Origin of the sequence: Zooshikella ganghwensis (assembly GCF_018263875.1) — a bacterium.
Taxonomy (GTDB): Bacteria; Pseudomonadota; Gammaproteobacteria; order Pseudomonadales; family Zooshikellaceae; genus Zooshikella; species Zooshikella ganghwensis.
Window position 1 is genome coordinate 750,766 of record NZ_JAEVHG010000001.1, and the last position, 23,860, is coordinate 774,625.

The window sequence follows — 23,860 nt, forward strand, 5'->3', positions numbered from 1 at the left end:
ATTATGTACAAAGCCGCGGCTGTGAGCTTAACGATGGTGGATGAAACGCTAAATAAAACGAGTCAAAGAGCATTTGAAATTGATTTTTTAAACGTAGGAGGGTATAGCATTCGGGTTGGCATTGTGCCAGGAAATCGGCATAAAACCCCTATCTTGTTGTTTAATGGCATTGCTACCAGTTTCGAGTTTGCTCAACCCTTTGCCCAAGCTTTAGATGATGTAACGTTAATAACCTTTGATATACCTGGGGTTGGAGGTTCACCTACACCACTCATGCCACCTCGATTTCCGCAACTGTCGTTTTTAACAGAGCAATTACTGGATGAGTTGAACCTTGGGCAGGTTAATGTGATTGGTTACTCCTGGGGAGGCGCACTGGCACAACAGTTTACTTATGATCATCCACAACGGGTTAAACAGCTGATATTAGCGGCAACCACTATGGGGATGGTGGCGATACCAGGTTTGCCTATGGAACTATTCAAGCTGTTGAAACCAGGCATATTGTTGGGTTCACTGAAAAAAATGTCCATCCAGCAGGCTGCTGGCTGCCAATGGGTTATTCCTCAGCAAGGGTCTCGTGGCTTTTGGTATCAGTTAATCACTGGGTGGGGGTGGACCAGTGCTTATTGGTTACGCAAAATTAAGACTAAAACACTGCTGTTGGCGGGTGACCATGATTTGATGGTACCTGCAATTAATTTGAAAGTGATGCAGCAGCTCATGCCAAATGCCCAGTTTCGCTCCATCAGTGGTGATCATTTCTTTATGGTGACTCAGCCTCGTGCATGTGCGCGAATGATAGGTGAGTTCTGCGAGTATTTTTAGCGCTGCCCACATATCCTTTTACTTTATTCATCATGTTATTAAGGAAAAAGGATATCTGTGGGTAGCAAAATACCAGGCCAAAGCTGTGTGATTTTAGTCGCTGTTATATTAGTGGTCGCTGTATTATTAATGATAGTCACTTGGTGAGGTAGGCACTTGAGTTGGTTGTAGCTTACTTACCTCATCATCCCAGTCAAAACTGGCTTTTGCATCTTGAGCCGCAAAGCGCTGTTCTTCCAGCATTTGAAACTTCTGAATCTCTTCATCAGGCATAAAATGAAGACAGTCACCACCTAGTAACCACAATAAGTCACGGGGTAAGAGGGGCGTTAGTTGAGGGTAGTAGGTGATGAGCTGGCTAATAATCTCTTGACCCAGAAACAGTGCATCAGGTGTTTGATCTGACAAGGCTTGTTTTAATTCATCAAGACGAGACAGCCATGCTGTATATTGATCGGAATTGGAAAACAACGTCTGTTGTTGTGCTAAGCACTGTTTTACGTGCTCAATACGGTTTAGTAAGCGCTGTAGCTGTTCTGGTAGTTGCAAATCATCCACGCGGAATGTTTTCCTCTTTCTGTCATAACTTGTAAACAAGGTGAGTTTGATTAGTGTGTATCAATCAACAATAAAGTAGCACCTTAAAGAATGGAGCCTACACAACCTAAAATACCTTGTAAAATGAATGGTTAGTGTTTGTGAATAGGCAGTATACAATACCTACTTTTAATTGATTTTGCAGCAACCGGCTAAAGAGATGTTATGGCAACCGCACTTGAAATTACTGATTTACACAAGACATATAGCAATGGACATCAGGCACTGAAGGGAATCAGTTTTGCTGTGCAACAGGGCGACTTTTTTGCGTTACTAGGTCCAAATGGTGCAGGAAAGTCCACCACTATTGGCATTATCTGTGCGCTGGTAAATAAGACATCAGGTCAGGTAAAAATCTTTGGCGATGATATGGATCAAAGCCCAAATAAAGTGAAACAGCACCTAGGTGTAGTACCTCAAGAATTTAATTTTAACCAGTTTGAAAAAACAGCGGATATTCTCATTACGCAGGCAGGTTACTACGGTATTCCATATAAGGAGTCTATTGAGCGAGCCGAACATTATTTGCACAAGCTGGGGTTATGGGAGAAGCGTGGTGAACAGTCACGCTTGCTTTCTGGAGGAATGAAACGACGTTTAATGATCGCGCGAGCACTTATTCATCAGCCTAAGTTACTTATTTTAGATGAACCTACAGCGGGTGTTGATATTGAGCTTAGGCGTTCGATGTGGGACTTTTTACAGGAAATAAACCAACAGGGTATCACCATTATTTTAACGACACACTATTTAGAAGAAGCAGAGCAATTGTGTCGTAATATTGCCATTATTGATCATGGTCGGCTGGTGCAAAATACCAGTATGAAAGCATTATTGCGCACATTACATATGCAAACCTTTATTTTTGACGCAACTACACTGCTTCCTGATCAGTTAAGTCTGTCAGGTTATACCTGCCGCCGGTTGGATGATCATTCGTTTGAAGTAGATGTGGACCATGAGCAAGATTTAAACGAATTATTCAATCAGTTCTCTGCACAAAAACTCGCTATTTCTAGTATGCGAAATAAAGCAAACCGGTTAGAAGAGCTTTTTGTATCTTTAGTTGATAAGAATTTGCAGCGTTAATTTCAGGAGTGGTAGCCATGATGTGGCAGCAATATTGGACAGCATTTGTCACAATTTATATTCGAGAAGTACGGCGGTTTCTGCGTATTTGGCCCCAAACGCTGCTTCCTCCCGCAATAACAATGGTATTGTACTTTATCATTTTTGGAACGGTTATTGGGTCGCGCATTGGGCAAATGGAAGGTTACAGTTACATGGAGTATGTGGTGCCCGGATTGATAATGATGTCGGTGATTACGAATGCCTACAATAATGTGGCATCATCATTTTTCAGTAATAAATTTCAACGCAGTGTTGAAGAGCTTTTGGTGGCGCCTATACCCAATAGCATTATATTAGCGGGCTTTGTCCTGGGGGGAGTGACGCGTGGTTTAGCGGTCGGTTTTATCGTCACGTTACTATCATTAGCCTTTACAACGCTGCCAATCCATAATATTTGGATAACGATGTTAGCTGTATTATTAACGGCCATTGTATTTTCGCTGGGTGGGTTTATTAATGCTATTTATGCGGATAAATTTGATGATATTTCAATTATACCCACCTTTGTTCTAACCCCTTTAACCTATTTAGGCGGGGTATTTTATTCGGTTAATATTTTGCCGGATTTTTGGGGATATATTTCTTTGGCAAACCCGATCCTCTACATGGTGAATGCATTTCGTTATGGCATTTTAGGTCACTCTGATGGCATCAGTATCGGTTTAGCTATGCTTATTTTAACGGGGTTTGCTGCGGTACTCAGTTACTATTGCCTGCATTTATTACGGACAGGTAAAGGGTTACGGCACTGATCGTGGGCTAATTTTAATGAGCTTTTTTGTTGATGATGACTCAAGAAAAAAGCTTCATTCATTTTGGTGGGGATTATAGGGCTACGAAGTGTCAGTGCTGTAATAGTAATGACATAACAAGCCCTAGTGATTAATAAGTAATATGGTTTGCAATAGATGAAATTAACCAATAATCCTTAAATAATAACTTGGTCACGCAATGTTTGCGCGGCCTTTTCAAGGGATTTGATTATTTTTTCTTTGTCGTAGCGCTCAACATTATCCGTGTCCAAATACATGGAAAAGCCTTGTACTTCATGCTCAATGAAGCTTTGTCTCGCACCTAAGTCTCTTCGGAAATCAACAACCTGATAGATTGGTACGGGGCGACTAAAACCTTTGACTGAAATTTTCCCCTTGTCCCGACACATAATAACGTCTTTGATCATAGAGTAGGTTTCGTAAGCAATGAGAATTTCATTTGGCTCTGCACTGCTTTCTAAGCGACTGGCTAAGTTAACTTCCTTACCAATCAAGGTATAGTCCATTCGTGACTCGGCGCCAAAGTTGCCTACGGTACAATACCCGGTATTGATTCCCATGCGGATTTCAAGCGGTTTGCGAACGCCTTGACTACGCCATTGTTGACGGAGCACTTTCATATGCTTACGCATCGCGATTGCCATAGAGACTGCCGCAATGGCATCTTTTTTGGCCCCCTGGCTTTTAGGGTCACCAAAAAATACCATCATGCTGTCGCCCACAAACTTATCAATGGTGCCGCCAAAACGCAGGGCAATTTTGGACATTTCGGTGAGGTAGTTATTCAATAAATCAGTGAGTGCTTCAGCTTCCATTTCCTCTGACAGTTCAGTGAAGCCCTTAATATCAGAAAAGAATACAGAAAGCTTTTTACGCTGGGTTTCCAGCCGAATATCTCGCTTACCCGAGAAAATAAGGTGATGTAGTTGAGGTGAGATGTATTTGCGAAGGTTATTCGCGATGATCATATTTTTTTCTTTTAGCAGCTTAACCTCTTCCTGGGCATGGTTTAGCTCAACAGACAAAGCATAGAAATAGTAAGCCACATAGAGGATATAAACGCCGCCACTAATACCACTACTGATAATGACAAGGATGGGGGGGGCAGCGGCGAGCATACTACCCCCAAATAAGTAGCCTAACATGGCACTCGCGATTAAGAAGAGGTTAGTGGTGGCTAATAAGCGTGTGCCCGCAAAAATTAAGGTGCTGAACTCCAGCATGATGATGAAGATGACTGTAGAGGCCACTGAAAAGCCGATCAGCCCTATCAACAAGCCGCAGTGAATAGCATCAATGTAATGTAAAATGCGTCTTGTCGTGAAGTTATGTTTTGCGACAAAGTACCTGGAAATCAGGTAGCTGATATGAGGATATATCAGCGCATAGATAAGCAACCAAAGGGTTTTGTGAGCCAGATGGTTGGTATAGGAGGCTGCTGCGATCATCACCGCTGCGGCTAAATAAGCCAGTATGCGAATGTTATAGTCGCGAATAGCAGGACTTTGACTCAGAGTGGTACTACTGATCCTTTTCTGCATGGTAATTAAACTGCACTTATACTGCGAGCTGACTATAAATCACTAATTGATTTGCCTGACTTACAAAATCATTGAATCACTATGGATTCAGATTAGCTCTTAAGTTGTTCCCTGCAACACCTTTACACGAACCTAATGATGGCAAGCTATAAATTGAACGCAGGAAGATCCAAGCAAGGTAGGCAAAAACCGGAATTTTTACGGGACTTTATCATAAAGTATTAATGCTCGCTCATTTTATTTTCCTGACCGATTAGTTTTAAGCTGACTGTTGTATGGCTGTGGTTGCATCTGTTTCAGGTGATTGTTTGGTTAACACAAGACCGAATGGTTGCGGGCAATATAAGGCGGATAAGCGGGTATTATCGATGCTTTCAGGGATACACAGTAGGGTGTACTTCAGTGCGGTTTTTAGATCAATACGGTGACCGATTGAAATATAAACAGGGGGTAATGGGTTACACACTCGAAGTAGTGCACTGTGATATAAATCATCAGTCTTTAATGGGAACCATGATCCGCGCTTTTTACCGAGTCGCTGGCTTAGCTCACTATGAGGTGCTGAACGGATACCAAATGTAGGTGTGTTGGTAAGTAAGCCGATATGACTTGCAATTCCAAAACGGGTTGGTGGTATTAAACCACGCCCATCACAGATGATCAGGTCTGGTGTTCGCTGTAATTGTTGTAGCGCTTTGACAATTAATGGTGCTTTGCAGAATGAAAAGACGTTAGGCGCCAAAGGATCAGACAGCTTTTCAGAAAGCACATATTGCTCAACCATTTTCAATTCTGGCAATGACAGCAGCGAGACTTTAGCACTACCACAACCATTGTGCTGGTTGTAGGCAAACTGAGCCCGAGCGATGAAGCGAACAGTACGAACTTGATTATCCGTTACTATCCATTCCCGCAGGTATTTTTGAATAGCCTCCGCTTGTGGTTGTGTTACTTGCCAGGGATGGAGTTGATGTATTTTCATGCAGTGCTTACTTGGTTCACACTATCAATATTATTTATGTCACAAAACTGACTAATCCTAGCTTGAGTCTAGAAGGAATGGAAGTCGATTTAAACTAAAAAAATCGATAGACTGTCATGTAAATGAAAACAAATCTCATTTAGCAAGTATGTATACCTCTAATAAAGCCTAAAGAGCTGCTTTAGGTTTTACCTTATGAGTACTCAAGAACAGCCTAGAGGCTAAGTTGACTGGAACAACTATGGACACACTGACAGCTTTACATACCCGCGTTTCTTTTCCTCGTCTGAGTGAGCCTGCCCCTAATGAAGATCAGTTAGAGGCTATCTTCCAAGCAGCATTACGTGCACCTGATCATGCGATGCTGAGGCCCTGGCGCTTTTTGACTATTGCTGGAGAACAGCGTAGTCAGCTAGGTCAGCTTTTGGTGGCTGCCGCTAAGCAAGCAAATCCTCAAATAACAGATGCTGAACAGAATAAACTGCTACAAGCACCATTGCGTGCTCCTTTGCTGGTAGCAGTTATCTGTTCGCCAAAGTTTCATGCCAAAGTACCTGAATTAGAGCAACTATTGTCTACTGCTGCTGCAGTACAAAATATGTTGCTTGCTGCATATGCGCTTGGTGTCGGTGCTATGTGGCGAACAGGGCTGATTAGCTATCATGAGCATGTGCAGCAGGGGCTAGGGTTAAGCAATACAGAAAAACTATTAGGCTTTATTTACATGGGGCAGCCCATTGGACAGCCTAAATCCATCATGCCACTGGATACCAAAGATTATTTTCAACCCTGGCAGGGTTAGACCTATTTATGCTGAGCAGTGGGCTTTACCTTATTTTTTGGTGATTAACAGGATGCTTGCTGCTTAAAGAGAAAAGTAAATTGAAGTGGTGAGGTAGTTGAGTGCTAACTCACCCAGAAGCCGTCAACTGTCAAAATAATATACAATTCACTTGAGAAAGCCTCCAATCCCGTCTATTAGTTTTTAAATGAATCTTCTTAATTGAATCCTGATGGATGCTTTTTGACCATTAAGCAAGCAACTTTAATTGTTTTGCTTAAACCAGTTTAGTGGGTGGTTTTAGCGATCATTAGTGTGATTAAGTTCTCGTTAAAAGGCTCTATTCTTTCGACGTTATCTTATGGCCTTCACAGAAATAGCAAATGTGAATTGTTAAACTGGGCGTTATTACTAGGCCTAATAACGTAGCAGTAACCTAATTATTTTCATTAATGCTTTCACTGAGTGTTAATAAAACTGTGGATGGGGTTAGGCCAGTAATGTAGAGCCTTTTTTCCTGCCTATTGCGTCAACATTACTTGCTTTTGCTTTTTTCAGGTAAGGGTTGCTTACCCTTTAAGCAGTCAAGCTAATGTTGCTTTTGGGGTTGAATTATTAGCTAGACAATGTACGACACATGGTTAGCTTGATGTTAAGGCTTTATTTAATTGCAGAAAATAAATTCAGTGCCAGTGACGGATTATTACTGGGACTATGATGGAAGATATAATTGGCTAGGTATCTTTGATGGATTATCTGGGTCTGTTTAGTTACAGCGTGACAGCATTAGCTTATTTTGTATTAAGCTTGTTGTTATGCACCAGTTTGCGAGGACGATCATTAGGAGGTTTGTTACTGGTTGCCACAGCGACGACCACCATTTGGGCAATTTCCGTTGTTTGGGTAAACTGGCATGAACGTTGGTTTTTAGTCGATAGCTTGCCTATTGAACTCTTGCGGAGCTTTGTGTGGCTATGGTTTCTCAGTAGACTGCTTGCTTTTACTGAATTACAGAGTCGAAAACTGTTCCGCTATGGTAAGTCAATTGTATTGAGTACAGGCTTGATCCTGTTTTGCTATGAATTAAGTCCTGAGTTGCAGTTATGGGCTCAGGTTTATAGCCAGGCCGACTGGCGAATTATTGGCCACCTCGGGGTTTCAATTATTGGGCTGTTTTTACTTGAGCAGCTTTACCGTAATACTCAAGTTTCTAAACGCTGGGCTGTTAAGCATATTTACCTTGGTTTGGCAGCCACATTTGCGTTTGACTTTATTCTTTATGCAGAAGCCCTTCTGTATAGCCATATTAACTTAGCACTGTGGAATGCTAGAGGGTGGGTTTTAGCGTTTGTAGTGCCATTAATTGGCTTATCTTCTGCCCGAAATCCAAACTGGGCGTTAGAAGTGTTTGTCTCTCGCAGGATTATTTATAGTACGTCAGTATTGGTCATTACTGGCCTTTATCTGTTACTCATGGCCATTGCAGGATTTTATATTCGAGACTTTGGTGGGCAATGGAGTGAGGTCTTACTGGCGGTTTTTATAACGCTTGCTACTGTAAGTCTGCTAGTCCTGCTGTTATCTGCACAAGTACGCTCTAAATTTAAAGTGTTAGTGAATAAGCATTTTTTTCACTTTAAATATGACTACCGTGATGAGTGGTTGCGGTTGAATAATGCGCTGGTCTCCAATGAGCCTGCTGAGCCTTTACAACAACGTTGTATCCGGGTAATGGCGGATACTGTTGATAGTCCTGCAGGCGTGTTGTGGCAAAAAAATCGAAAAGGTGTTTATCGGCCCGTTTTTGCCTGGAACTTACCTCTTCCTGAAGACTGTTATGAAACACTCCAAGGTGAATTGATTCCTTTCCTATTACAAAAGCGTTGGGTTATCAATAAACATGAATATGATGACAATAAGTCGCTTTATGACGGTATTGTGCTACCTGAGTGGTTTACCCAACAGACTACACATTGGTTAATTGTGCCACTGATTAATCATGATGATCTCTATGGCTTTATTGTTTTGTCTCAACCGCGTGCACCTCGAACCGTTAACTGGGAAGACCATGACTTGTTGAAAATGATTGGTTATCAGTTAACCAACTATTTGGCATTGGTGGATGCCAGTGAAGAGCTGGCCAATGCACGACAGTTTGAGGCTTATAACAGACTTTCGGCGTTTATTGTACATGACTTGAAAAACCTTGTAGCACAACTGTCGTTGATTGTGACAAATGCGGATAAGCATAAGCGTAATCCTGAATTTATTGATGATGCGATTGATACGCTATCGAATGCAGTAGCTAAAATGAACCGCCTATTAGAGCAATTACGTAAAGGCAAAGTATCGGGTTCTGCTAAAGCATTGGTTGATCTAAATGATTTAGCAGCAGCGGCCGTTAAACAGCAGTCGAATAACCAGCCAGCCATAACACTTGAATCGGCTAGTCAGCCACTTAAGGCTGTTCTTGATGGAGAAAAAATGGTCTCAGTGCTGGGGCACTTATTACAAAATGCCCAGGATGCAACAGAAAATACGGGGTGGATTCGGCTGCGACTGACGCAAGATCAACATGAAGCAGTCATTTCGATTGCGGATAATGGCTGTGGTATGGACCAAGCTTTTATTCGAGATCGTCTTTTTAAGCCATTTGATACCACAAAGGGTAATGCCGGAATGGGTATTGGGGTATTTGATAGTAAAGCGTTTGTCGAAGGTCTTAACGGCTCAATGAATGTGACCAGTGTGCCAGGAGAGGGTACAGAGTTTATTTTGCGGTTACCCCTTCACCTTGATCAACAGGAAGCAGGCACTAAAAATATGGAGGATGAGCAAGCATGTCAGGTTTGAAAAAAACCTTACTTATTGTGGAAGATGACCCTGGCCTTCAAAAACAGCTTAAATGGTGTTTTGAACAATATGAAACCATTATTTGTGGTGATCGAAATGAAGCCATAAAACATTTACGCCGTGCCGAGCCACAAGTGGTCACGGTTGATTTGGGTCTACCTCCAGATCCTGCAAATGCCAGTGAAGGTTTAAAAACCGTTGAAGAGGTTTTAGCGTTATCACCAACGACCAAGGTCATTGTTGTGACGGGTAATGATGATCGGGAAAATGCCATTAAATCTATTGCTCTCGGTGCCTATGATTTTTATCAAAAGCCTATTGATACTGATGTACTGGGGATGATTATCGAGCGTGCTTTTCACCTGCATGAATTAGAAACTGAAAACCGTATTTTGGCCGCACGTGAAGAGCATGAAGCATTACAAGGCATTATTGCTTGTAGCCAAAGTATGCAAAAAATTGTTCGCAGTATTGAAAAAATTGCCCCCACTGATGTCACAGTGTTACTACTAGGTGAAAGTGGAACAGGTAAAGAAGTGCTAGCCAGAGCGCTGCATAATATGAGTGAGCGAAAGGATAAACCATTTGTAGCGGTTAACTGTGCGGCTATCCCCGAAAACTTACTTGAAAGTGAACTGTTTGGTTATGAAAAAGGTGCATTTACCGGTGCTGTTAAGCAGACAAAGGGTAAAATTGAGTATGCCGTTGGAGGTACCTTCTTTTTAGATGAAGTAGGCGATTTACCCATGGCCTTGCAAGCCAAACTATTGCGTTTCTTACAGGAGCGAGTGATTGAACGTGTTGGGGGGAGAGAAGAAATTCCTGTTGATGTGCGCGTGATATGTGCGACCCATCAGGATTTACCGATATTGATTGAAGACGGACGTTTTCGCGAAGACTTGTATTATCGTATTAGTGAAATAACGCTTAAAATTCCACCGTTAAGAGAGCGTGAGGGAGATCCAATCATCCTTGCACGTATGTTATTGCAAAAGTATTGTGAACAGCACAAGCGCAATTTGAAAGGGTTCACGAATGATGCACTTGATGCGCTTGCCAGTTATCGGTGGCCTGGCAATATACGAGAATTAGAAAATCGGTTAAAGCGTGCAGTGGTGATGGCTGATGGCAAACTGCTGACACGTGAAGACTTGGAGCTGGAAGACATTGAGGTTGAAAACTTTCCATTTAACTTGAAAGAAGTCAGAGAAAAAGCAGAGAAAGAAGTGATTAATCGAGCCATTGGATACACCAATAATAACATTTCTAAAGCCGCTGATTTACTAGGTGTCACTCGGCCAACACTTTATTCGCTGATGCACAAGTATGGAATTATGGAATAACTGTTGTACCTATGAAGAAGGATAGCTGTGTAATGCAAACACTCAATAGGATTAGATTGTCACTTTGTTCACTTTGTCTAGGTGTTACCTTACCCTTAAGTGGACTTGCCGCAGATTACTTGAAAGATGCACAACAGTATTATGATAAGGGTGAGTATAAATCTGCAGAAATTCAGCTGAAAAATGTGCTTAAAGAAAACCCTGAAGATGCAAAAGCACGTGCATTGCTTGGCCGAGCTTATTTAAAGCAAGGTATTTTACCCTCAGCGGTAAAAGAATTTGAGCGGGCTAAAAAGTTGGGTGAGCTTGAACTGGAAGACAGATTGAGCTTAGCTGAACTGTATTTATTACAAAGACGTTTTACAGAAGCCATTACCCTTGCGGATCTTGAAGCTATTGATGCTGAACATCAACCTGATGGCCTGCTGATTCATGGCTATGCGTATATGGGGCAGGGAATGTATGCTGATGCCCGAGAAGCTTTTGAAAAAGCTCTAAAAAGTAAAGATTTACCTTCGGCGCGTTTAGGCTTGGCAAAAGTTGATTTTAGAGAAGGTAACATTGAGGAATCCAGTAAACGCCTGGAAAAAATATTAAAGGCTGAAGCTGAAAACCCTGATGCTTTGATTTTGAGAGCCCAGATTGCTACACGGCAAGAGCGTTATGCTGATGCTATCAATGACCTGGATGCTGTACTTAAGTTAGCACCTGAAAATTACAATGCACTCATAAAAAGAGCAGATGCCTATGCGCTGTCTGATAAATTAGATGAAGCCAAAGCGGATCTGGATATCGTGCTTGAAAAAGTACCAGAGCATCCAGAGGCAAACTTTACGCTGACTAAAGTCTATCTTAAACAGGGTGAGTATGAAAAAGCACGGGAAGCGGGTGACAAAGTGCTTCGACTGCGTCAGCAATTTGTACCTGTGATGTATTTATTGGGCATTGCGCATTATGGTTTAGGAAACTACCAACAAGCATTGGAGCAGCTTGAGCAGTATACCAGCTATATCAAAGGCAATGACGGTGCAAATATTTTATTAGCACAAGTGTTGGTTAAACAAAAAAACCATCAAGGTGCGATCACGTTACTTGAAAAGCTGGCTGCCAAAGAGGGTAAACATCAAGCGCGTGTTTATGCATTGCTGGGCAATGCTTATATGAAAACCAAAGACTATGCAAAAGCTACGCATTATTTAGATAAAGCACTGGAGCTGGAACCTAATATAGCACGATTACAGGCTCAGGTGGCTGTTGGTCACTTATTTTCAGGTGATACAGAAAGTGCCATTAAAGAGTTAAAAGAATTATCGGCCAAGGCTGAAGAACCCAATGACGCGGATTTGCTGCTGGTTCGTACTTATATTCAAGGCAAACAATACCAAGAAGCTGAAAGTCTTGTAACCAAGCGTATTAAGCAGTGGCCAGATAACCCTATGTATTATAATTTACAAGGGCTATTACACCAGGTACAAGGGCGCTTTGATGAAGCGAAAACAGGTTTCCAACAGGCACTAAGTAAGGATAAGAAATATATTCCTGCGTTGATGGGTTTAGCTGGTCTTAGTTACACACAAGGCGATCAAGATGCTGCTAAAGAGTACTATCAACAAGCCATAGCGGTTAACGAAAAATATTTACCTGCCTACTTTGCATTGAGTGCTGTTGCTTCATCAGCAAAAGATGAAAAGGCTGCTATAGGCTGGTTGGAAAAAGCGAACAAGGCTAATGAGAAAGACTTACGTACTCAAGTCATGTTGGCTGACGCTTATTTAAATTACAAGCGATTGGATGATGCCAAGCGAGTCACTCGTCGTCTAGCCGATGATTATGGCGATCAGCTTGCTGTGATAGAGCTGCAAACGCGAGTTGCCCGTGCTTCAAATGATGACACCAACACGCAGTACTTACTGGAAAAGTTAGTCACTTTATCTCCTGATAATAAAGGCTATATCAACCAGCTGATGCAATACCATTTGCAAAAAGGTGATAAAAAAGCAGCTTTAGATGTATTAGATGCTGCACTACGTCGCCAACCCATGGATAAGCAATTAATTCTGACCAAAATGCGCTTATTGAATCAGCAAAAGCGTTTCGATGAGGCATTAGTCATTGCTAAAGATATTGTAGCGCGTGAAAAAGATAGTCCTACAGCAAACATTTTGTTGGCCAGTGCCTATTTAAATGCTAAGCAAGATGATAAAGCAAAAGAAATCTATCAGCCTATGCTAGATGAATTAGCAGAAGTAGGTATGGTGTCAAGGCTTTATGCTTTCTTTAATAGTCATGGTATGAAGAAAGAAGTTGAGAAGCTTTTCACTGATAGTCTTAATAAGTGGCCAAGTAATGGCGCGATCCGTCGTTTATATGCTCAGCACTTACACAGTAATGGTTATGTTGATGATGCAATAAAGCAATATGAAGAAATCTTGAAAAAAGAGCCAGATGATGTAACTTCACTTAATAACCTGGCATGGTTTTACCTGGATAAAGGACAGGAAAAAGCACTTGAATATGCAGAAAAAGCACATAAAGCGATGCCTAATAGCCCTGAAGTTGCTGATACTTATGGTTGGGTTTTACTGAATAATAATCAACACGACAAAGCTCTTGAGTTGTTAACAAATGCCGCAAAAGCTGCTCCAAATAATCTTGATATTCGCTATCACTATGCAGTGGCTTTAGTAAAGGCTGGTAAAAAAGAACAAGCTAAAAAAGAGCTGAAATTAGTACTGGATTCAAACCGGTCTTTTTCTGAGAAGAAAGCGGCTGAAGAGTTATTTTCAGAACTTTAATTTTGTAGCAAGCTACTAATAATTATGGCTGCGTCTTTGACGCAGCTTTTTTTATGCTTAAAATCATAAGTTATAGGCAATATGAAGGGTATACTAAATTTGAACAGTGAGTTTATTAAACCGCTAGGACAGCACTTCATGGTGGTGAGTTTTTTCTGTTTCAGAGTTTATACCACCTCTAATTGCAACATCTTTGCAAGTAAATCGTAGTTCTCGCCTTCTTCGCTCAATAATGGGCGTAACAAGTACTGAAGCATCTGTCAGTAACTTTATAAGTTGTTTGCGAAAACGGTATATTTGAATATTAATGTGATTTTCTGTTAGTTTGAGCATGTCACATATGACCTCTTTATCAAGCCAGCCGCATTCTTCGTCATGTAACCCTGCTGCTTGATCTTCTAGCATTTTTCTTGCCAATAGAAGTATTAAGTAATGATAAGTGCGCTCTTGCATATCAAAGGTTTTATTTTCACAATTAATTTTTATCGTCACATGCTCTTCATTTTGGCTGACATAAAATATAACTTTTGGATTAGAGATAGTTGTGTCATTTCTGATTTGAGTTTGAGTGCTTGGTGTAGCGTCGATAAAGCGCCATATTTTATTATCAAAACCGACATGATCTCCTGATTTTATCAAAGAGATACCTGAAAGCGTTTCACAAACCCAGGTGCCATCGCTGGTGGTATAGATGGTTATTTCAGGATTTTCTTCTGAGGGAAGGGCAACGATATCGTTGATAACAGTATCAGTGAGTCCTGGAGAGACTGCTTTAAGGATACTTTGTGGAGGAGTTATATCCGTCAAAATCCATATTTCAGTAAGTGTTTTGCCAAACACAATTTGATCGTTTAGTTTTAGAGCAATGTTTTCTGCCGATTTTACGCGATTTCCATTAATATAAGTACCATTTGTGCTGTAATCTTTTAACCACCATTGTCCTTCGTCCCACAATATGACTGCATGCATTCGTGAGGCATCATTATTCTTTAATATCGTTTCATTTGCCGTAGGGTGACGTCCAAAACTGTGTTGAGCGGAGAGTATTATTTCATCATCAGACTTAGAATTAAGAAATTTTCCCATAATAACTCCGTTGGAAGGTAAACTTTGATATAGAAAATATAAATATATCCAGCCTGTTTTACTTATATTGCTGAAAACTAATCAAGTTAAATTAACTTATGCTAACAATGCACTATAAGACCGATTATTTAAATAGAGCTTGTTTTTGGATAAAACGCTAAGTTGATTGGTTAGTGTTATACTAGACTACTTATAATAAAAGCTATAGCTTAGTAAACTGTTGTATAAATATAATGGTTTACAATAATGTTTTTGATTTTTTATGGCTTTTTTTTGTATACCTATAAAGAGGTATGTTTTAGGTTTTTATTAAATTTACCCTTCACTATGGGTATAGAGTACTTAAAGATAGTAAATGATATGAGTCCTTCTTGTTACGAGGTGGTAACAGACTGAGGATTATTAAATGGATTTGTTAGAGTCGCTTTTATTAAGTGAAACAGTTGATTTTAATTCTGAAAAGTACAAGCTAATAACTAAAATTGGGGAAGGTGGGTTTGGCCAAGTTTATAAGGCTACACAAGTTAATACAGGACAATTAGTTGCTATCAAGTTCTTAACCCTTAACCCTGGTTTTGAGATTGAAAAGAAAAAGCGTTATATCGAGCGCTTTGAGCGAGAAACCTTTTTATCTAGCCGGTTACAACATCCACACATTGTTAGACTTATTGATAAAGGGTGTCAAGGTGATGAACTTTTATATGCGGTATTTGAATACGTTGATGGCATAACACTTAAGATGCAGTTAGCCGAGTCAGGCCCATTACTGCCGGCTGAAACTGCGCTCATTATGGCGCAGGTATTAGATGCATTAGCCCATGCTCATAAGCGGGGTGTCATACACAGGGATATAAAACCAGCAAATATTATGATAGCGAAAGAGGGCGCCGCTATCCACGCTAAATTGCTAGACTTTGGTATTGGCTCCCTAGTGAGTGAGGCAAGGAATCTCGATTATAAAACACTTACACTCACTCAAGAGGCATTAGGGACCCCTTCCTATTGCGCCCCTGAACAACTTAGGGGGGAACCGCCTACCACGCAGTCTGATATCTATGTATGGGGTTTGGTTTTTCTGGAGTGTTTGACAGGACAACCTGCTGTTTCAGGATCTAATCTTGCCTCAATTTTCCATAAGCAATTAAGTCCATCCAATATTCCACTACCATCTGCGGTTGCAGGCCATTCAATCGCTACATTCCTTAGGCGTGTACTAAATAAAAAGGTGTCTGAACGTGCAAATAAAGCAGAGGATTTATATCAAGAGTTAAACAAAATTAACTTGGCGACCTTGGTAGGTGATATTACAGATAAAATAGTACCTTCTTCTCAGGCGATATTAGCTCAACCAACTGAAATATATAACACGGTGAATCATACTATTGATAACACAATAGTAGCAAAATCACAGTTGTTTTATACGGCATTAACAGAAGTAAAGCAGCTCACGGTATTGTGTATAACACTCACTATTAAGTCTGTGATTGAAAGTACGTTGGATGCAGAAATATTAGATACTTTACATCGAGATCAAAAAGCCCAATGTGTAGATATTGCAATTCGTTTTGGTGCTTACCATGTAGGCACTTTGGGGGATACGTTGTTGTTTTATTTTGGGTATCCAAAAGTCAGTGACAATGATTGTCGATTATGTGCCCGAACGGCTTTGGAAATTTCGAGTAACTTAAGTAAAAGCAATGCCTTACTGAAAAAAAGTCAAGGTGTTGAAATACTCCCTGCTATGGGTATGCATACAGGAGCTGTGACCATTTATGCAGATACAACACCAGAAGGTGAGACTCCGAATATAGCAATGGCGCTATCTCGCATGGCGCTCCCTATGCAAATTATTTGTAGTGAATCTAGTAAAAACCAACTAGAGCGTTATATAGAGTTTGAGAAAATAACAGCAAAGTTACCAGTTCATCATCAACGAGCGCGAACCTTATTTAGTTTAAAAGGTGAGCGAGCGGTTGAAGCATTTGGTTTTTTACGCGCTAACCATACAAATCAGAGCTTTATAGCGCGATGTGACGAGTTGGAAAAATTGATTGCATTGTTACCCAGTGAATCATTAATACCTACAACAACATCACCAGAGTTAAAAATTGCTCATATTTATGGTGAAGCAGGTATTGGTAAGTCTCGATTAACGTTTGAGCTAAGGAGAAAATCTAAAAACTGTAATCACTTTATTACTCAGTGTTTACCTGAACATAAACACAATGCATTATATCCAGTCTTTAATTTATTAAAATATCAATATTCACTCAGTGTTTTAACACCTGAAGAGGCTGTGTCGCACCTTCGTACGGAAATAAATAAATTTTCGCAGCTTGACGAAAAGCAATCTATTCCAATTATTTGTTCGTGGCTAGGGTTGCCCTTACCAAGTGGTATAGAGCAGATTATAGCGACACCAGAAACACAAAAACATATTTTATTTGATACACTAAAATTTTTGATTAATAGGCGAGAAAACTTTTCCTCTAAACAGTGCAATTTATTCGTGTTTGAGGATATTCACTGGGCTGATCCAACAACGTTAGAGTTTATAGCTTTTTGGTTGTTAAAGATTCATGAGTCACGTGCGAGCTCTGTTTTTATCAGTACGTCAAGAGAACCCTTACCTGAGGAGTTATCTGAGATCGGGTTTATGGTAATTGAGTTATCTAAACTGGACTATAAAAATACAGCTGAATTTATTATTAGCCGATTTGATCATCAACAGGTTTCAGCTCAAGTATTGGATGTTGTAGCGACAAGAACTGATGGGATACCTTTATTTATTGAAGAAATGGTGAACATGCTTAAGCAGAAGAACCTGATACACCATTTAAATGGAGTCGTTGATTTTAGTAGTCCAGATAAAGTTAATCAGGTACCTTCCAGTTTAAGAGAATCCTTACAGCAAAAACTTGATAGCTTGGTTTATGCTAAAGAGACAGCTCAACTAGCAGCAACTATTGGGCGTGAGTTCGATTATAAATTATTAGTATTAGCATCTATCCGGAGCGAAGAGCAAATTCAAACGGACTTAAATGAACTTGTTGAAGCAGGTATGATTTATTTGCAACGTAAAATTGGTGATGATAGTTATATATTTAAACATGCATTAGTTAGAGATGCTGCTTATGAATCAATGAGTAAGAAAGTAAAAATCTCCTCGCACTTAATAGTGGCTGAAATATTGGAACGATTAAATAGTAATAGTTTGAAACAAGTTGCCAGCTTGTTGCATTACCATTTTTCGATAGGTAACAACATCTTAAAAGCAGCAAAATATGCTAAGTTATCCGCAGAGGTAAACATGGAGAAAAGTGAGTATAGCCAATCCATGTACTTTGCCAAATTAGCTTATGACCTTTATTTTAAACTGAATGATGCAGAACAAGAGCAATTAGTGGTAAATCAACTTCTTGTCACCTCAAGTATGATGGTTTTGGGATGGGGATCTGTAAGTGTTTTTAATTTAATACAAAAATCTATAGCATTGCTAAAAGAAAATGATGATACAAAAGTAGATATAGTTATCGAAGTGTATTGGGCACTGGCAATATACTATGATGCGAAAGGTAACCATAATGAAGTTAATACTATTATTAGTAACTTATTAACTCGATATGCCCTCTCTATATCAGATGGAGATAAAGCTGCGCTTTATTGTTTACAAGCACATAGCTTTTGGTGTCAAGGTAAATTAGCAGGATCACTTGAATTAACGAAAAAAGTTCTGGATTTATATGATGATAAAAAGCATAAAAAACATGCTCTAAAATATGGGCATGATACTAAAGTATTGGCGTTATGTTTGCAAATGTTTATATATACGCATTATGATACTTATAAAGTAGCTGAACAGATCTATAAAAAAGTCAAAATATATGCTAAGTCATTAGTCAGTTTTCATAGCTTGTGTATGGTAGAGGTATACTGGGTAGGTTGCTTATATTTTCAAGGGAAAATAAAACAATCAAAATTAATTGTTAAGGAGGTAATGCATTATTGTGAAAAATATAAGCTAACTAATTGGGTCGGTCAAGTACAAATACTTAACTGCTTAAATACAGGAGATGTGCGCGCTGCTGATGTCGCTTTGCAAAACTTAATTAGTAATGGTTCGGAACAAATTCAAGGCTTGTTAAATAGTATTATTGTTGAATCTGAAATAGCATTAAAAAGTTATGACTCTGCATATCGTAGAGTAAATTTGGCTATTGAAAAAACAGAAAATTATAAAGAGTATCTTTTTCTACCTTTCCTTTTGTTTCAGAAAGGAAAGGTGCATTATTATTTAGGTAGTACTGAAAGTGTAGTAACTACTTTAAGAGAAGCATTAAGTCAAGCAAACAGTATAGGTATAGTGTCTTTGGCTAAAGATATAACTCAATTTATAAATATGATTACAAGGAAGGAGATATAGTATGACTGAATCATCAAGTAATCAGCTGAAAGGTGATGAAAGCCCAATTGATGCATTCGAAATTATATTTGATTGGCAAAATGCTTGGTTAAGAGCAATTGCAATTGCTTGGAATGATGAGATTTTTAAAAAATTACTGGTAGCTTTTCCAATCCAAGCCCTGGGAAATATTGGCTTCTCAGGTAAGGGAACTTATAGAAATGCTCATGGACACTGCAAGGAGTTTAGCTTGTGGAGTTTGTTGGATTTAAAAGTCATAGAAGCCACCACAGTAGAACAACAAGTTCCTATAACAATTATGCCTACTAATGGGGAATATAAACCTGTTATTAATAACAGTAAGTATACTGAAAATGGTTGGGAGAGAATTATTCATGATGGCGGGTTAAAAATGACTTTGATATTACAGATTCCTCCGGCTCCAAAAGAATATCAAGCCTTGGCTATTGGTGATTATGAAGCTGCAGGAAAAATTTTTCCAGTTACAGGTTTATAGTTAACTATTAAAATAAATGATGAGATTTTTATTGTTATAATTTGTAAAGCTGATTTAATAAAAATATAAAGCGACTATTATATGCATATGAAAAACTATGAATAATAAAAAGATTTTTGATGCTGATCGTCATGTAGTTGAATTGGAATCTACTTTCAAGCAGTATACTGATTCTTTCGTAATTAAAAAGTATCCAATTACTTATAGTGAAGATACTTACCAAGCCATGGGGGACCGAGCTATGCAGTTTGGTCCTCTTGCTGCGGTTAAGCAACCTCCAGAAATTCTACTTGCTGGAAAGCCTCTGCTGAATCACTGGGGCGAGCAACTAAAAATTGCTACCGCTTTAGAAGGTAGAACTATACAACATTACTTAGCTATAGGTGCTGACTCTATACGACAATTAGAGTCAATGGATAAAAATAATATCCACCAAGCTATGATTTTTTCTTCTTTTGCTCAGCTTGTGGTGAATCATAATGATTTACCTGCTTACGCTGCTATTGCTTATGCTAAAGGCTTTAATCAGTGGTTGTATGACTTTTGTAAAGAAGATACTAATCGTTTAATTGGGGCTGCGCTAATTAGTCGTCAAGATCCTAGTACTTTACTAGAACAGCTATATGATATTTTGCAACTTGGTTATAGGGTTTTACACTTACGTCCTGAAGTGATAGCAGGTTATGATTTAGGACATAAAGTGTTTAATGTGTTTTGGCAAGCCTGTGAAGCAAATAATATAACCATAGCCTTCCATGGCGGTACTCATTTGCATGCACCAACTGCTGGAACAGATCGTTATTCAACTCACTTTGCTTTACATGCATGTTCACACCCTATAGAAGCTCAAATGGCATTTTTATCACTATTAGAGACAGGTGTATTTGAACGCCATCCAATGCTACGATTTGTTTTCTTAGAGGCTGGTACATCATGGGTGCCTTATTGGCTTTGGCGACTTGATAATATTTGTTATCCTGAGTACCCAGTTTTAATAAAAAATAATATAAAAATGTTACCGTCAGAATATTTCAAGCGTCAATGTTGGGTGGCTATTGAATTAGGTGAACCCTGTTTGCGTGAAGCAATTAACTATGTTGGTTGTGATCGCCTTATATATGGAACTGATTTTCCACATCCTGATCATTTGCAATTCACTACAAAAGATATAGCAAGTCAGCTAAGTGATCTAAATGAAACGGAGCTAAATGCTATATTAGTAAATAACGCAAAGGAATGTTATGGACTAAACCAGGATTTAGGTAAAAAAAAGCTTAATCAAATTAGTGATGCCAAATTTCTTAATGAAATAAAGTCAAAAACGAAAGATAAGGCTGAATGTGGCGGTGAAGAAAAAAAACAAATTTTATCTAAAAAAATGCAGCAACAAAATGGGCTTCCCTCTGAGGAACAATGTGTATTAGAAAAACCATTGTCATGGCATCCTAAATTTAATTTATATAAATTCTATAGAAACGATGTGTTATTAATTGGTGAAGCCTCCCAGTTTTTAATTAAAAAAAATCAATTCCCATATGCTTCTCTAATAGACGGTGTGTGCACTGGTAGTAATATAATAAAAAAGCAGTTGTTAACACAACTTTTAGAGGAGGGTGCAAAATTTATATATCAGATTAAACAGCTGATGAAGCAAGGGTTGATTACGGTTAATGAAAAGTGCGAAAGTAATTTTATCAAGCCATTATTTGACACAATGCCTGCTAACGAATGTATATATTACACTAGTGCATATAAAATATTAAATTTATCATTAATATCTACTCAAAAACTCGCTGGAGTATATCGGGTAATTGAAAAGCTTTATGAAAGTAAGAACTTTTGTTTTGTTAACTTTTTGCTTGTTGACGATTTTTTGGACCCACGTTTATTACAGCAGAATTATGATACTAATTGGTTAGTTATTAAAATAACAGGAGAGAGACTTTGGGTTAGCCCTTGCTTTAGCTCTATAGAAAAAGATTATTTTAGTTTTTTATGTCAGAGAATATGCGCTAATCAGTCTGCGCGAGCTTTTATGATGGAGGTTTATCCTGAGGCAAATCATTCTTACCCATTTAGTAATGATTTGCGAATTAATGCTAGTCAGCTTAGAGAGTTAGAGCTCATCATACGAAACAAACTAAGCGTAGCTATTGATAGTGTATACAGAACTTTAACAGTTTATCATTTAGCTAGTAGCCAAGTAACACAACATTTATTACCATCTATATCAGCTAACCACATATCACTAGCGGATCAAATTGATCAAACGATTAAATTGCAGTCTTGCAAAGTATATTTTGAAAAAGATGGAGGCTCTCGTACAGTTTCTTCAAAAGAAACATTGAATAAACTAATGAAAGTAGTAAGTCCTATTACAGGTTTGATAACGCATATTGAAGATATAAGTCCAAATTCTGAACAGCCTATTAGGATTTTTCGGACAGGTTTTTTTAAAAAGCCAGCATTGTGTGAATCAGTAATGCTTGATCAGGATGACTTTGTACAAATCTGTTTAGGTAAAGGTATTTCAATAGAGCAGGCAAAAGTTAGTGGTTTATGTGAAGCTTTAGAACGTTCTGCTGCTTTGTACCAAGGGAATGAACCTAAAATCTTTGCTAAACCCGCCCAGTTAGAGAAAAGATATTATACATATCAACAACTTGCACCTTATAGTGAGGATCAATATGCACAATTTGTTGACCCTCATTATCCTAAAATGCTGCAAAAGCATAGAGTTAAACTTTATAATAACAGCACTATCCACTGGCTGCCTACTTGGTCCCTTACCAGTGAAGAAAGGGTATATGTACCTTTTACATGTTGTTTTAGCAACACGCCGTTGCCAGAGGAACAGTATGGTCGCTGGAATTCTAATGGCTGTGCAGCGGGCAATACGTTAGAAGAAGCCATACTGCAAGGATTGTATGAATTAATAGAGCGGGATGCCACGGCAATTTGGTGGTATAACCGAATTCCTTCCCCTGCATTTGACGCTCAATGTTTTAATCAAAAGCATATGCAGTTAATTCACTCCACTTTAAATTCTACTCACCGTTTTTGGGTTCTAGATATTACGACAGACATTGAAGTCCCTGTTATGGCAGCCATTGCCCAAGATAAAAAAACTAGCAGTTACTGTTTGGGTTTTGGTTGTCACCTCCAACCACAGCTAGCTGCCCAAAGAGCTTTAACGGAATTATGTCAATTAATTCCTATTAGAGAAAATAATGCTGCACCTTTTGATTTTAATGCCATACAGCCTGCAAGCTATTTACATCCTGGTCAACATAGACACTCAATGAAGCCCTTTGCTCAGTCAAGTGGAGATATTAAGCAAGATATTCTTAATATCGTCCGTAAATTAAAAGCATTGAACTTTGAAACGTTGGTATTGAATTATAGTCGTGCTGATTTACCCATTAATACAGCGAAAGTCTTTGTACCTGGCTTGTGTCATATTTGGCCTCAGCTTGCTAATGAACGGTTATATTCAGTACCTGTTTACTTGGGTTGGCTTGAGCATGCAAATAGTGAAAGCTCAATTAATGCTCAAGGACTATTTATCTAAACTTGAATCGTCAAGGAGATAATCACCTTCACGATTCAAGTTTATCCGCGCTATACATAGTGCTTACTTTAACAGGCCAACGAAGCAGTTTTAATATGTTCACAATTGTCTGAGTTCTTCACTACCCCTGATCTCTGCTACCCACGGCATCTGTGTCAGAAAGAAATTCAAGCATTTCAAACTCAATTTGTCATCATTCAATCACGTTTTAATACACAACATTAATATTTCGATGCCTGGTCGGAAAAAACAAAGGCTGGACAATGCTTGTCGAACTGTTTGCCGCAGGGATGCGGTAACCAAGCCTCCAGGGATGGATTTACGGCATGTTCGATGAGCGTTATGTGGCTTTTGTGATTAGGCTAATCAGGAATATTTTTTTAAAATATGATTTATATGCATGCCTTTAGCGAGGAAGCAATGAAAATATTTGGTTAAGAGGCTTTAAATAGCAAGGGGCTTGAAAGTTATATTGGAGTGATGATCTTTGTAATATCATGTAATGGTAACCTTTTTACATAGCAGTTATTTTTATTGTTAAGAAAGAGTTTTAGATCGATACAGGATGTGTAATCAGTAGTTACGGAAAACTTGAGATGTAAACAAATGGTCATAAACAGGTAAAGTTATGGATTTTAAAGTGATAAAGGGAGTTGGAAA

14 protein-coding genes are annotated in these 23,860 nt (G+C 39.0%); 10 read left to right on the plus strand and 4 right to left on the minus strand.

Features of this window, described 5'->3' with window-relative positions:
- Positions 1 to 3: 3 nt before the first annotated feature.
- A complete protein-coding gene (locus tag KHS79_RS03345) occupies positions 4 to 828 on the plus strand; it encodes an alpha/beta fold hydrolase (RefSeq protein WP_212716596.1) in 825 nt (274 codons plus the stop codon).
- Between the two features lie 126 nt (positions 829 to 954).
- On the opposite strand, the gene KHS79_RS03350 is transcribed toward KHS79_RS03345, so the two are convergent.
- Entirely contained in the window at positions 955 to 1,386 is a 432-nt protein-coding gene (locus KHS79_RS03350) for a PA2817 family protein (protein ID WP_212716597.1), read from the minus strand.
- Between the two features lie 204 nt (positions 1,387 to 1,590).
- Here KHS79_RS03350 and KHS79_RS03355 point away from each other — a divergent pair, with 204 nt between their 5' ends.
- Both KHS79_RS03355 and KHS79_RS03360 read left to right on the plus strand, forming a co-directional pair.
- Positions 1,591 to 2,514 carry an ABC transporter ATP-binding protein gene (locus tag KHS79_RS03355; protein ID WP_027707794.1) on the plus strand — a complete coding sequence of 308 codons (924 nt, stop codon included), beginning with the start codon at positions 1,591 to 1,593 and terminating at the stop codon, positions 2,512 to 2,514.
- A gap of 20 nt (positions 2,515 to 2,534) precedes the next feature.
- The gene (locus KHS79_RS03360; RefSeq protein WP_407704216.1) at positions 2,535 to 3,308 is read left to right on the plus strand and encodes an ABC transporter permease; all 774 of its coding nucleotides are present in this window, start codon (positions 2,535 to 2,537) and stop codon (positions 3,306 to 3,308) included.
- A 176-nt stretch (positions 3,309 to 3,484) separates the two neighbouring features.
- On the opposite strand, the gene KHS79_RS03365 is transcribed toward KHS79_RS03360, so the two are convergent.
- Both KHS79_RS03365 and KHS79_RS03370 read right to left on the minus strand, forming a co-directional pair.
- On the minus strand, positions 3,485 to 4,870 hold the full coding sequence (locus tag KHS79_RS03365) for an adenylate/guanylate cyclase domain-containing protein (RefSeq protein WP_212716602.1): 1,386 nt from the start codon (positions 4,868 to 4,870) through the stop codon (positions 3,485 to 3,487).
- A 259-nt stretch (positions 4,871 to 5,129) separates the two neighbouring features.
- Complete coding sequence (locus tag KHS79_RS03370; RefSeq protein WP_027707797.1) at positions 5,130 to 5,852, minus strand: endonuclease V; 723 nt, start codon at positions 5,850 to 5,852, stop codon at positions 5,130 to 5,132.
- Between the two features lie 241 nt (positions 5,853 to 6,093).
- Here KHS79_RS03370 and KHS79_RS03375 point away from each other — a divergent pair, with 241 nt between their 5' ends.
- The 4 genes from KHS79_RS03375 (at position 6,094) to prsT (ending at position 13,624) form a co-directional block, all read left to right on the plus strand.
- Complete coding sequence (locus KHS79_RS03375) at positions 6,094 to 6,654, plus strand: nitroreductase family protein (RefSeq protein WP_212716603.1); 561 nt, start codon at positions 6,094 to 6,096, stop codon at positions 6,652 to 6,654.
- Positions 6,655 to 7,380: 726 nt separating this feature from the next.
- Positions 7,381 to 9,486: an XrtA/PEP-CTERM system histidine kinase PrsK gene (prsK, locus tag KHS79_RS03380; RefSeq protein ID WP_212716605.1), complete on the plus strand. Its 2,106-nt coding sequence runs from the start codon at positions 7,381 to 7,383 to the stop codon at positions 9,484 to 9,486.
- Positions 9,474 to 10,829, plus strand: a complete 1,356-nt coding sequence (gene prsR, locus KHS79_RS03385) for a PEP-CTERM-box response regulator transcription factor (protein ID WP_212716607.1) — start codon at positions 9,474 to 9,476, stop codon at positions 10,827 to 10,829. Before prsK ends, prsR begins: the two co-directional genes overlap by 13 nt.
- A 32-nt stretch (positions 10,830 to 10,861) precedes the next feature.
- Positions 10,862 to 13,624 carry an XrtA/PEP-CTERM system TPR-repeat protein PrsT gene (gene prsT / locus KHS79_RS03390; protein WP_212716609.1) on the plus strand — a complete coding sequence of 921 codons (2,763 nt, stop codon included), beginning with the start codon at positions 10,862 to 10,864 and terminating at the stop codon, positions 13,622 to 13,624.
- Positions 13,625 to 13,747: 123 nt separating this feature from the next.
- Here the strand turns inward: prsT and KHS79_RS03395 are convergent, their stop codons facing one another.
- Positions 13,748 to 14,710: an FHA domain-containing protein gene (locus tag KHS79_RS03395; protein WP_212716611.1), complete on the minus strand. Its 963-nt coding sequence runs from the start codon at positions 14,708 to 14,710 to the stop codon at positions 13,748 to 13,750.
- A gap of 406 nt (positions 14,711 to 15,116) precedes the next feature.
- Here KHS79_RS03395 and KHS79_RS03400 point away from each other — a divergent pair, with 406 nt between their 5' ends.
- From KHS79_RS03400 to KHS79_RS03410, 3 genes are all read left to right on the plus strand, one after another.
- Positions 15,117 to 19,133, plus strand: coding sequence for a TOMM system kinase/cyclase fusion protein (locus KHS79_RS03400; RefSeq protein ID WP_212716613.1), 4,017 nt, complete (start codon positions 15,117 to 15,119; stop codon positions 19,131 to 19,133).
- 1 nt (position 19,134) lies between these two features.
- Positions 19,135 to 19,629, plus strand: a complete 495-nt coding sequence (locus KHS79_RS03405; protein WP_212716615.1) for a hypothetical protein — start codon at positions 19,135 to 19,137, stop codon at positions 19,627 to 19,629.
- Between the two features lie 97 nt (positions 19,630 to 19,726).
- Positions 19,727 to 23,200, plus strand: a complete 3,474-nt coding sequence (locus KHS79_RS03410) for a YcaO-like family protein (RefSeq protein ID WP_212716617.1) — start codon at positions 19,727 to 19,729, stop codon at positions 23,198 to 23,200.
- The last annotated feature ends 660 nt before the right edge of the window (positions 23,201 to 23,860 follow it).

What these genes read in the sequence shown, in the direction of transcription:
- KHS79_RS03395 (WP_212716611.1), bottom strand. Translation starts at nt 14,710, where the DNA reads ATGGGAAAATTTCTTAATTCTAAGTCTGATGATGAAATAATACTCTCC.
- prsK (WP_212716605.1), top strand. Translation starts at nt 7,381, where the DNA reads ATGGATTATCTGGGTCTGTTTAGTTACAGCGTGACAGCATTAGCTTAT.
- KHS79_RS03370 (WP_027707797.1), bottom strand. Translation starts at nt 5,852, where the DNA reads ATGAAAATACATCAACTCCATCCCTGGCAAGTAACACAACCACAAGCG.
- KHS79_RS03410 (WP_212716617.1), top strand. Translation starts at nt 19,727, where the DNA reads ATGAATAATAAAAAGATTTTTGATGCTGATCGTCATGTAGTTGAATTG.
- KHS79_RS03345 (WP_212716596.1), top strand. Translation starts at nt 4, where the DNA reads ATGTACAAAGCCGCGGCTGTGAGCTTAACGATGGTGGATGAAACGCTA.
- prsT (WP_212716609.1), top strand. Translation starts at nt 10,862, where the DNA reads ATGCAAACACTCAATAGGATTAGATTGTCACTTTGTTCACTTTGTCTA.
- KHS79_RS03360 (WP_407704216.1), top strand. Translation starts at nt 2,535, where the DNA reads ATGTGGCAGCAATATTGGACAGCATTTGTCACAATTTATATTCGAGAA.
- prsR (WP_212716607.1), top strand. Translation starts at nt 9,474, where the DNA reads ATGTCAGGTTTGAAAAAAACCTTACTTATTGTGGAAGATGACCCTGGC.
- KHS79_RS03400 (WP_212716613.1), top strand. Translation starts at nt 15,117, where the DNA reads ATGGATTTGTTAGAGTCGCTTTTATTAAGTGAAACAGTTGATTTTAAT.
- KHS79_RS03405 (WP_212716615.1), top strand. Translation starts at nt 19,135, where the DNA reads ATGACTGAATCATCAAGTAATCAGCTGAAAGGTGATGAAAGCCCAATT.
- KHS79_RS03375 (WP_212716603.1), top strand. Translation starts at nt 6,094, where the DNA reads ATGGACACACTGACAGCTTTACATACCCGCGTTTCTTTTCCTCGTCTG.
- KHS79_RS03355 (WP_027707794.1), top strand. Translation starts at nt 1,591, where the DNA reads ATGGCAACCGCACTTGAAATTACTGATTTACACAAGACATATAGCAAT.
- KHS79_RS03365 (WP_212716602.1), bottom strand. Translation starts at nt 4,870, where the DNA reads ATGCAGAAAAGGATCAGTAGTACCACTCTGAGTCAAAGTCCTGCTATT.